Raw genomic sequence first — 8315 nt, forward strand, 5'->3', positions numbered from 1 at the left:
AGAGCCCGGCGCTCTGCTCGACGATGTTGGCGAATACCCGCACCCCGACGCCCAAAGCCCGCTCGTCGAGGTCGAACGTCGGCTGGTGTAGGTCGAGCTGCGGACCGCGCCCCGGCCACACGCCGAGTCGCGCCATCGCGCCGGGGACGTCCTCGAGGTACCAGGAGAAGTCCTCGCCGCCACCGGACTGTCGCGTGTCGGTCAGGACGTCGGGACCGATGGCCTCGATCGCGTGGGTGAAGATCCGCGTCGACACTTCCTCGTTGACCACCGGAGGGACCCCGCGGCGGTAGTGCACGCTGTACTCGACCTGTAGAGGCGCGAGCAACGACGAAACGATCTCGCGGACAAGCTGTTCCATCACCACCCAGGCCTCGCGACTGGCGGTCCGGATGGTGCCTGCCACGCTGCCGGTCTGCGGGATCGCGTTGGCAGCGACGCCGGCGTTGACGGCACCCCACACCATGACGGTGTTGTTGCGCGGATCGACCCGCCGCGACAGCACACCGGGAACACCGGTGATCAGGGTGCCCAAGGCGTAGACCAGGTCACCGGTCAGATGTGGCCGCGACGTGTGCCCGCCAGGTGAGTACAAGGTGATCTCCACCTGGTCGGCCGCCGACGTGATCGGCCCCGGCCGGATGGCGACCCTGCCGACCTCCAGACGTGGATCGCAGTGCAGCGCGAAGATTCGCGACACCCCGTTGAGCGCACCGGCGGCGATCGCATCGATGGCCCCGCCGGGCATCAACTCCTCGGCGGGCTGGAAGAGCAGGCGCACGCCGACGGGCAATTCGGGAACCGATGCCAGAGCCAGGCCCGCCCCCAGCAGAACCGCCGTGTGCCCGTCATGACCGCAGGCGTGGGCGACGCCCGGCACCAGCGACGAGAAGGGCGAACCCGTCCGTTCGGCCATCGGTAGCGCGTCCATGTCGGCGCGCAGAGCCACCCGCGGCGCGTGCTCGGGTCCGAAGTCACACGTCAGGCCGGTGCCTCCCGGCAGAACCTTGGGGTTCAGGCCGGCGTCGGCCAGGTGCGACGCGACGAACTGCGTCGTCTCGAACTCCTGACGCCCCAGCTCGGGATGCTGGTGGATGTGCCGCCGCCACGCCACCAGCTCGTCGTAATGGGCAGCCAGCCACGCCTCGGTGGTCTCCGCGATGTTCATGCGCGATCGGCCTTGTGTCGCAGCACCCTGTCACGCTCCGCGGGTGTCCGGGCCAGCTCGACGACGGTGCGGGCCAGCATGACGGCTCCTTCGATCACTGCCTTGTCGGCACTCGGCCCAGCGGCGGCCGCGGCGAACGCCGGCTGGTGGATCGAGGCGCCTTGGGCATCGATGCCGATGATCGGATGAATGCCCGGCATGACCTGGGTGACGTTGCCCATGTCGGTGCTGCCCAGCGGAAACGCAGCCTCGACCTCCGGCCCGACGGGCGTCCGGCCGAACCGCACCATCTCGGCGCGGAACACGTCGGCAAGCCACTGATCAGGCGTCAGCTCGAGGTAGGACGGCTCGGTCGCCTCGACCTGATGGCTGCAGCCCGTGGCCACCGCACCCGCCAGGAAGCAGTCCGACATCCTGCCCTCCAGCTCGCGCAGCGATCCGGAGTCGTTGGCGCGCATCGTGTAGTGCATCTCGGTGCGGGCAGGTATGACGTTGGTCGCCTGCCCGCCGTCGGTGACGATGCCGTGCGCCATCTGACCGGGCGAGAACTGCTGTCGCAGCAGCCCGATCGCCACCTGGGACACCGTGATCGCGTCGGCGGCGTTGAGTCCCAGGAACGGCGCGACGGCCGCGTGCGCCTCGCGGCCGGTGTACTCGACGGCGACCTGCGACAGCGCCAGTGACCGCGCGCGGGCAATGTCGAGCGGCCCGGCGTGCAGCATCACCGTTGCCGCGATGTCGTCGAACGTGCCTGCCTCCAACATCAGGGCCTTGCCGCCGCCTGCCTCTTCGGCGGGCGTGCCGAGCAGCACGACCGTCAGGTCCAACTCCTCGGCGACCTCGGCAAGCGCCAGAGCGGTGCCGACCGCCGACGCCGCGATGATGTTGTGGCCGCACGCGTGGCCGATGCCCGGCAGTGCGTCGTATTCCGCGCAGATGCCGATGACCAGTGATCCGCTGCCGAAGTCGGCGCGAAAGGCGGTGTCCAATCCCCCGGGCGCCGCGGTGACCTGGAATCCGCGCTCGGCGACCAGCGTCTGCGTCTTGGCGCAGCTGCGGTGTTCGGCGAATGCCAGTTCGGGCTCGGCGTGAATGGAGTGCGATAGCTCAATGAGGTCGCCACGACGTCGCTGGACTACGTCCTCGACGGTCGTCGACGCTGTGGCGGTGGGCATCGGAGAAGTATCTCACCGTCCCTTACGCTCCTCCCTGTGACCGGTGTGACCGACCCTCGACACGTTGCCGACGAAGCCGCGGCTGCGCTGCGCACGCGCGCCGGGGTCGACTCCTTCGACGTTGCCGTCGTCCTCGGCTCGGGGTGGGCACCGGCCGCCGCCGAGCTCGGCGAGCCGTCCGCCGTCATTGCGATGGCGGAGCTGCCGGGTTTCACCCCGCCGTCCGCCGCCGGCCACGGTGGCCAAATTCTGGTGGTCGACGTCGGCGGCAAGCGAGTGTTGGTGTTGCTCGGCCGGATCCACGCCTACGAGGGTCACGACCTGCGTCATGTCGTTCATCCCGTGCGTACGGCCTGTGCGGCAGGGGCTCGCACGGTCGTGCTGACCAACGCCGCAGGCGGGCTCCGAGCGGACCATGCAGTGGGCCAGCCGGTGCTGATCAGCGACCACCTCAACCTGACGGCGCGCTCGCCGCTGGTCGGCGCGCAGTTCGTCGACCTGGTCGACGCGTACGCACCGCGGTTGCGCGCGCTGGCCCGCGAGGTCGATCCGGGACTGGCCGAGGGTGTCTACGCCGGGCTGCCCGGTCCGCACTACGAGACACCGGCCGAGATCCGGATGCTGCGTACGCTCGGCGCCGACCTGGTTGGCATGTCGACGGTGCACGAGACGATCGCGGCCCGCGCTGCCGGCGCCGAGGTGCTCGGCGTCTCGCTGGTAACGAACCTGGCCGCCGGAATGACCGGCCAACCGCTCAGCCACGTCGAGGTGCTAGAGGCGGGGCGTCAGTCCGCGACGCGGATGGGTTCCCTGCTCTCCGAGGTGCTGACGCGCTTGTAGACGAGCCGCCGCGTCAGCACGATCAAGCCGCGTGCCATCAGCGGCGCGGCGAACAACATCAGCAGCACCCGTACGACCTGCGCGGCGATGATGAACGTGACGTTGGATCCCGTCTCGACGGCGGTGGCCAGCACGGCGTAGATACCGCCGGGGCTGGTGGACAGGTAGCCCTCGAGCGGGCTGATGCCCGTCACGTGGGCCAACAGGATGCCCAGGCCCGCGCAGGCGACGTTGAGCAACACGATCAGACCGAGTGCCGTCGGGAGCGCGCGCCCGATCGCACGCATGGACTCGCGCGTGAAGGCGACACCGGCCTGCCAACCGATGACGGCGTAGCCAAGCTGAACCAGTGCCATGGGCACGGAGAGGCCGAACGACGTTCCGGTCAGCTCGAGGGCGATGGTCACCGCCATCGGGCCGAGCAGTCCGGAGCCGGGAAGCCGGGCCAGCCGACCGGCCGTGGCACCGACGAGCACGATGACCGCGAGCATCGCGATACTGCAATACCAAGGTGCCGAGTCGGTTTGGGCGAGAGCTGCGGCGTGGGCGGTCTTCTCGGCGTGGTAGACGAGGGTGACGACGACCGGCACCGAGGCGGTGATCAGGGCAACCCGCAGGTACTGCACCACGGCGACGAAGCGGTCGTCACCGCCCAGCTCGCGGGCGATCGCGACGAGACCCGAGGCACCGCCGGCGACCAAGGCGAGCGATCCGGTGAGCGGGCTGATGTCGCGGTGTAGACCAAGCAGCGCACCTGCGCCGATGCTGAGGATCAGCGTGCAGACGGCGACGGCGAGCACGATCGGCCAGTCCGAACCGAGTGCCGTGAGCGCATCCCGGTGCACCATCGTGCCGATGTAGACGCCCAGCACGCCCTGGGCGGCGATGCCCGCCTTGCGGGGCACGCCGGCCGGCGCCAGCGACATCAGCGCCAGGAAGATGCCGACGACCAGGGCCGCGAAGAGCGCGGCGGAGGGGACGCCGAGCACGTCCAAGGGCAAGGTCACCGCGACCGTGACCACGACCAGCAGCGCCCACTTCCACATGAAAACAAGTATGCGCTTGTCAAATCATGATCTCAAACTGGTCTTGGTCATATAAATACCAAGGTATAACTTGGTAATGCGATCAACCACGGCCAACGCGGCAGAACTGCGCGAGTCGATCATGGCCCTCACCCGGCAACTTCGTCGCCATCGCAGCGACAACGGCCTCACACTGAGCCAGCAGCAGGTGCTCGGCGAAGTCAGCCGGGCCGGTGTCACCACTCCGGCCGAGCTCGCCGCCCGGATGCACGTGCGCGTGCAGTCCTTGACCGACGGCATCAACCTGTTGGAGTCGCGCCGGCTGGTGGCGCGCCGAACAGACGCCGACGACCGACGCCGCCAGCTCATCGAAGTCACCGCGGACGGGGTGGCACTACTTGAGGCCGACCGCGCCGAACGCGACGATTGGCTCAACGCGGCGATGCGCGAGACGCTCACCGAACTGGAGTTCAACCTGCTGATGCTCGTCGCGCCCGTGCTCCGTAAACTCGCCGACGGCGACGAGCCTGGGCAATCCGACGGCCGCACCGCACAATGAGCGCCATGACCGACGAACCCTTGACGTTCGGTACGGCGGGGTTGCGGGGGCCCATGCGTCCGGGACCCGGTGGCATGAACGTCGAGACCGTGACGACGGCTACCTGGGCGCTGGCCAAGGTGCTGAAGGACAGATGCCTGGGCGGCTCGACCGTCGTGGTGGGCCGCGACGCTCGCCACAATTCCGACGACTTCGCCTTGGCGACCGCTGAAGTGCTTGCCGCCGAGGGCTTTTCGGTCACCCTACTGCCGGACCCAGCACCCACGCCGGTGGTGGCGTTCGCCGTACGCCGCATGGGTGCCGCCGCAGGCGTCCAGATCACGGCGTCGCACAACCCCGCCGCCGACAACGGCTACAAGGTCTACCTCGACGGCGGCATGCAGATCGTCCCGCCGACCGACCGCGAAATCGAAGCGGCCATGGCGATCGCGCCGACCGACGTCGCCCGCGCCGAGGTCACACCGGCCACCACCGACCTGATCGGCGACTACGTCCGTCGCGCCGCGACTGTGCGACGCGCAACGGGCGATGTGCGCATCGCCCTGACGCCCATGCACGGCGTCGGCGGGGAGCCTGCCCTGCTGACATTGCGGGAGGCCGGCTTCACCGACGTCCACACCGTCGCCGAGCAATACTCACCGGACCCGGACTTTCCCACCGTCGCCTTCCCCAACCCGGAGGAGGCCGGGGCCACCGACCTGCTTCTCGCACTCGCCGCCGAGGTCGAGGCCGACGTAGCGATCGCGCTGGACCCCGACGCCGACCGGTGCGCGGTGGGCATCCCGACGCCGTCGGGCTGGCGGATGCTCTCGGGAGACGAAACAGGTTGGCTGCTCGGCGATTACGTGCTGTCGCAGACAGAGCCGGGCGACGTCATGAAGAGCTGCGTAGTCGCCAGCACCGTCGTGTCGTCGCGCATGCTCGCGGCGATCGCCGCCGGACACGGCGCCCAGCACGTCGAGACGCTCACCGGGTTCAAGTGGCTGGCGCGCGCCGATACCGGCCTGGCGGGCAGCACGCTGGTCTACGCCTACGAGGAGGCGATCGGATACTGCGTCGACCCTGCCGCGGTACGCGACAAGGACGGCATCAGTGCCGCCGTGCTCGCCTGCGACCTGGTTTCGGCGCTTCGCGACGAGGGCCGTACCCCGGTGGATGCGCTGGACGCACTGGCTCTACGGCACGGCGTGCACATGACCGGCGCCGTCTCGGTGCACACCGACGCCGACGCGGTGATGGCACGCTTGCGCGCCGACCCGCCGAGGCACCTCGGAGCGCTGTCCGATCTACTCGATCGGCGCGGACAGGACCGCACCGACGCGCTGGTCTTCGTCGGCGACACCGTGCGACTAGCCGTCCGACCGTCTGGAACCGAGCCGAAGATCAAGGCGTATATCGAAGTTCGGCTACCGCCCCGTGATGACCTGGCAAGCGCACGCGCCGAGGCGGCGAGCGCCCTGGACGCAGCCAGAGTCACCGCGGCCGAACTGCTTCAGCGCGGGCCGAACTGACGGTCGCCGGCGTCGCCGAGGCCCGGCACGATGTAGGAGACGTCGTTGAGTCCGTCGTCGATCGCCGCGGTGTAGAGCTTCAGATTGGGTGACGCCTTCTCCAGCGCCGCAATGCCTTCCGGTGCGCACACCACGCAGACTGCAGTGATGTCCACGGCGTTGCGCGCGTGCAGCAGGCGCAAGGTGTGGGCCATCGATCCGCCGGTGGCGAGCATGGGGTCGAGCACCATCACCGGAGTGGTGCTGAGGTCCTCGGGCAGCGACTCCAGGTAGGGGGTGGGTAGGGCGGTCGCCTCGTCGCGGGCGACGCCCACGAACCCGACCTTCGCCTCGGGGATCAGTTGCTGCGCCTTCTCGACCATCCCCAAACCGGCACGGAGCACGGGCACCAGCAGCGGCGGAGATGCAAGCCGTGATCCGACGGTGTCGGCCAACGGGGTGCGGATCGGAACGGGCGTCGAGGCGGCGTCGCGGGTGGCCTCGTAGACGAGCATCAGCGCCAGGTCGCACAGGGCGGCGCGGAAGCCGGCGTTGTCAGTGCGCTCGTCGCGCAGCGTGGTGAGCCGAGCGGCGGCGAGGGGATGATCGACAACGCGGACGTCCATGCGGTCGAACCCTAATGGAACCGGCGCGCTCCGGCCGCCGTCATAAACGCATGATCGCCGACACTTCCGACATCCACGGGTTCAGCATCGCCCAGCTTCGTCACGCCGATGACCTCACCTCCGTGGCCGCGGACCTGACCGCCGCGACGGCATCGGCCGACGCGTTCGGTTCGGTCGGGGCCGAATTCCTGGCCGTACTGAATCGAGCGTTGCTGCAGGAGGCGCGCCACGCGACGCAACTCGCCGAGCGCCTCGCAGCAGCTCGGTCGTTGGCGGGCACCGCTGCAGATGCCTATCGTGCCGCCGAAGGGCTTGCGGGGCGAGCACTCTCGCTACTCGAGGCCTAGCCGATGCCGAGCGCCCTGGTCAGCGGGTTGGCCGCTCCGCTACGTGAACTGCAGGCGATGGTCGGCACGGGCGCACCGGACGCCGCGACGGCGCTGGCGAGTATTCGTGACGCACTGACCGACGTCGCCGTCGCGACGGGTCGGTCGTGGCAGGGCACGCGCTGGGTTGGTGACGCCGGTGAGGCCGCCGCAGAGTTCACCCAGGCGACCGTCGCAGCCGTCGATGCGCTGGCGGCCCGGGCCGGTCGCCTCGGCAGCGCCACTGCGAATGCCGCCGACGCCGTGGCCCGTGCCCGGGCGCGGCTGCAGACGATCGTCGACGAATTCGAGTCCCGCGCCGAAGCGCTCGAGGCCGAGCTCGACGAACCCGGTGCCGTGGACGAACTCATCGCGGAGGCGCAACGGGCCCTCGATGAGGCCAACGGCGTGATCGAGGATCTGCGTGCCGAACTCGACGGGCACCAGGCGGCGGTGGCCGAGTCGGCGCCCGGCGCCACCCCGACGATGCCGATGAGCGCACTGCCCAGCCTCGGCAGCGGGCTCGGGTCCGGGTCGGGTTTGGGTACGGGCCTGGGGTCCGGGCTTGGCGGATCGGTGCCCGCCGACTTCTCGGGTTCGTCCGGTCTACAGCCGGAGGGCTCGGGTCTGGCGGGCGACGACGCAAGGCCGCTCGCCGATCCCGGCATGTTCGGCAGCGGCGTCTCGGTGCAACTCCCCGACGGCAGCACGGCCACCGCACCCAATGCCGTCGCCGCCAGCGCCGTCCGGCACGCACTGACGCAGTTGGGCGTGCCCTATGACTGGGGCGGCACGACGCCCGGCGTCGGCCTGGACTGCAGCGGCCTGACACAATGGGCGTATCACGAAGCCGGACTGAATCTTCCGCGGCTCGCCCAGGAGCAGGACGTCGGGTCGGCAGTCAACCAGGCCTCGCTACGACCGGGCGACCTGGCGGTGTGGGACGGCCACGTCGCGATGATCGTGGGCAACGGGCAGATGGTCGAGGCGGGCGATCCGGTTGAGTTGTCACCGATCCGAACGACGAACGCGGGACAGGGGTTTCAGGGGTTCTGGCGGCCGACGGC

9 protein-coding genes are annotated in these 8315 nt (G+C 69.7%); 5 read left to right on the forward strand and 4 right to left on the reverse strand.

The window, feature by feature from the left end:
- Together VET27_RS13480 and VET27_RS13485 are read right to left on the reverse strand one after the other, a co-directional pair.
- Positions 1-1168 (reverse strand): amidohydrolase (locus VET27_RS13480; protein ID WP_526518847.1); only part of this gene is annotated, 1168 nt, incomplete at its 3' end.
- Positions 1165-2343: a M20 family metallopeptidase gene (locus tag VET27_RS13485; RefSeq protein ID WP_526518849.1), complete on the reverse strand. Its 1179-nt coding sequence runs from the start codon at positions 2341-2343 to the stop codon at positions 1165-1167. The genes VET27_RS13480 and VET27_RS13485, both read right to left, overlap by 4 nt.
- A gap of 87 nt (positions 2344-2430) precedes the next feature.
- On the opposite strand from VET27_RS13485, the gene VET27_RS13490 reads away from it, so the two are divergent.
- Positions 2431-3183: a purine-nucleoside phosphorylase gene (locus VET27_RS13490; RefSeq protein ID WP_526518863.1), complete on the forward strand. Its 753-nt coding sequence runs from the start codon at positions 2431-2433 to the stop codon at positions 3181-3183.
- Here the strand turns inward: VET27_RS13490 and VET27_RS13495 are convergent.
- Entirely contained in the window at positions 3129-4229 is a 1101-nt protein-coding gene (locus VET27_RS13495) for an AbrB family protein (RefSeq protein ID WP_526518851.1), read from the reverse strand. The genes VET27_RS13490 and VET27_RS13495 overlap by 55 nt on opposite strands.
- A gap of 76 nt (positions 4230-4305) precedes the next feature.
- On the opposite strand from VET27_RS13495, the gene VET27_RS13500 reads away from it, so the two are divergent.
- Positions 4306-4767, forward strand: a complete 462-nt coding sequence (locus VET27_RS13500) for a MarR family winged helix-turn-helix transcriptional regulator (protein WP_526518853.1) — start codon at positions 4306-4308, stop codon at positions 4765-4767.
- A gap of 5 nt (positions 4768-4772) precedes the next feature.
- Complete coding sequence (locus tag VET27_RS13505) at positions 4773-6278, forward strand: phospho-sugar mutase (protein ID WP_526518855.1); 1506 nt, start codon at positions 4773-4775, stop codon at positions 6276-6278.
- Here the strand turns inward: VET27_RS13505 and upp are convergent.
- On the reverse strand, positions 6260-6883 hold the full coding sequence (upp, locus tag VET27_RS13510; protein ID WP_526518857.1) for a uracil phosphoribosyltransferase: 624 nt from the start codon (positions 6881-6883) through the stop codon (positions 6260-6262). The two genes, VET27_RS13505 and upp, sit on opposite strands and share 19 nt — an antisense overlap.
- A gap of 50 nt (positions 6884-6933) precedes the next feature.
- On the opposite strand from upp, the gene VET27_RS13515 reads away from it, so the two are divergent.
- On the forward strand, positions 6934-7230 hold the full coding sequence (locus tag VET27_RS13515) for a hypothetical protein (protein WP_526518859.1): 297 nt from the start codon (positions 6934-6936) through the stop codon (positions 7228-7230).
- Between the two features lie 3 nt (positions 7231-7233).
- The coding region (locus tag VET27_RS13520; RefSeq protein ID WP_526518861.1) for a C40 family peptidase at positions 7234-8315 on the forward strand (1082 nt) is incomplete at its 3' end.

The sequence above is a fragment of the Mycobacterium sp. genome (assembly GCF_035633495.1).
Taxonomy (GTDB): Bacteria; Actinomycetota; Actinomycetes; order Mycobacteriales; family Mycobacteriaceae; genus Mycobacterium.

Excerpts from the sequence above, each read along its gene's own strand:
- VET27_RS13485 (WP_526518849.1), bottom strand. The coding sequence starts at position 2,343 with ATGCCCACCGCCACAGCGTCGACGACCGTCGAGGACGTAGTCCAGCGA.
- VET27_RS13495 (WP_526518851.1), bottom strand. The coding sequence starts at position 4,229 with ATGTGGAAGTGGGCGCTGCTGGTCGTGGTCACGGTCGCGGTGACCTTG.
- VET27_RS13500 (WP_526518853.1), top strand. The coding sequence starts at position 4,306 with ATGCGATCAACCACGGCCAACGCGGCAGAACTGCGCGAGTCGATCATG.
- VET27_RS13505 (WP_526518855.1), top strand. The coding sequence starts at position 4,773 with ATGACCGACGAACCCTTGACGTTCGGTACGGCGGGGTTGCGGGGGCCC.
- upp (WP_526518857.1), bottom strand. The coding sequence starts at position 6,883 with ATGGACGTCCGCGTTGTCGATCATCCCCTCGCCGCCGCTCGGCTCACC.
- VET27_RS13515 (WP_526518859.1), top strand. The coding sequence starts at position 6,934 with ATGATCGCCGACACTTCCGACATCCACGGGTTCAGCATCGCCCAGCTT.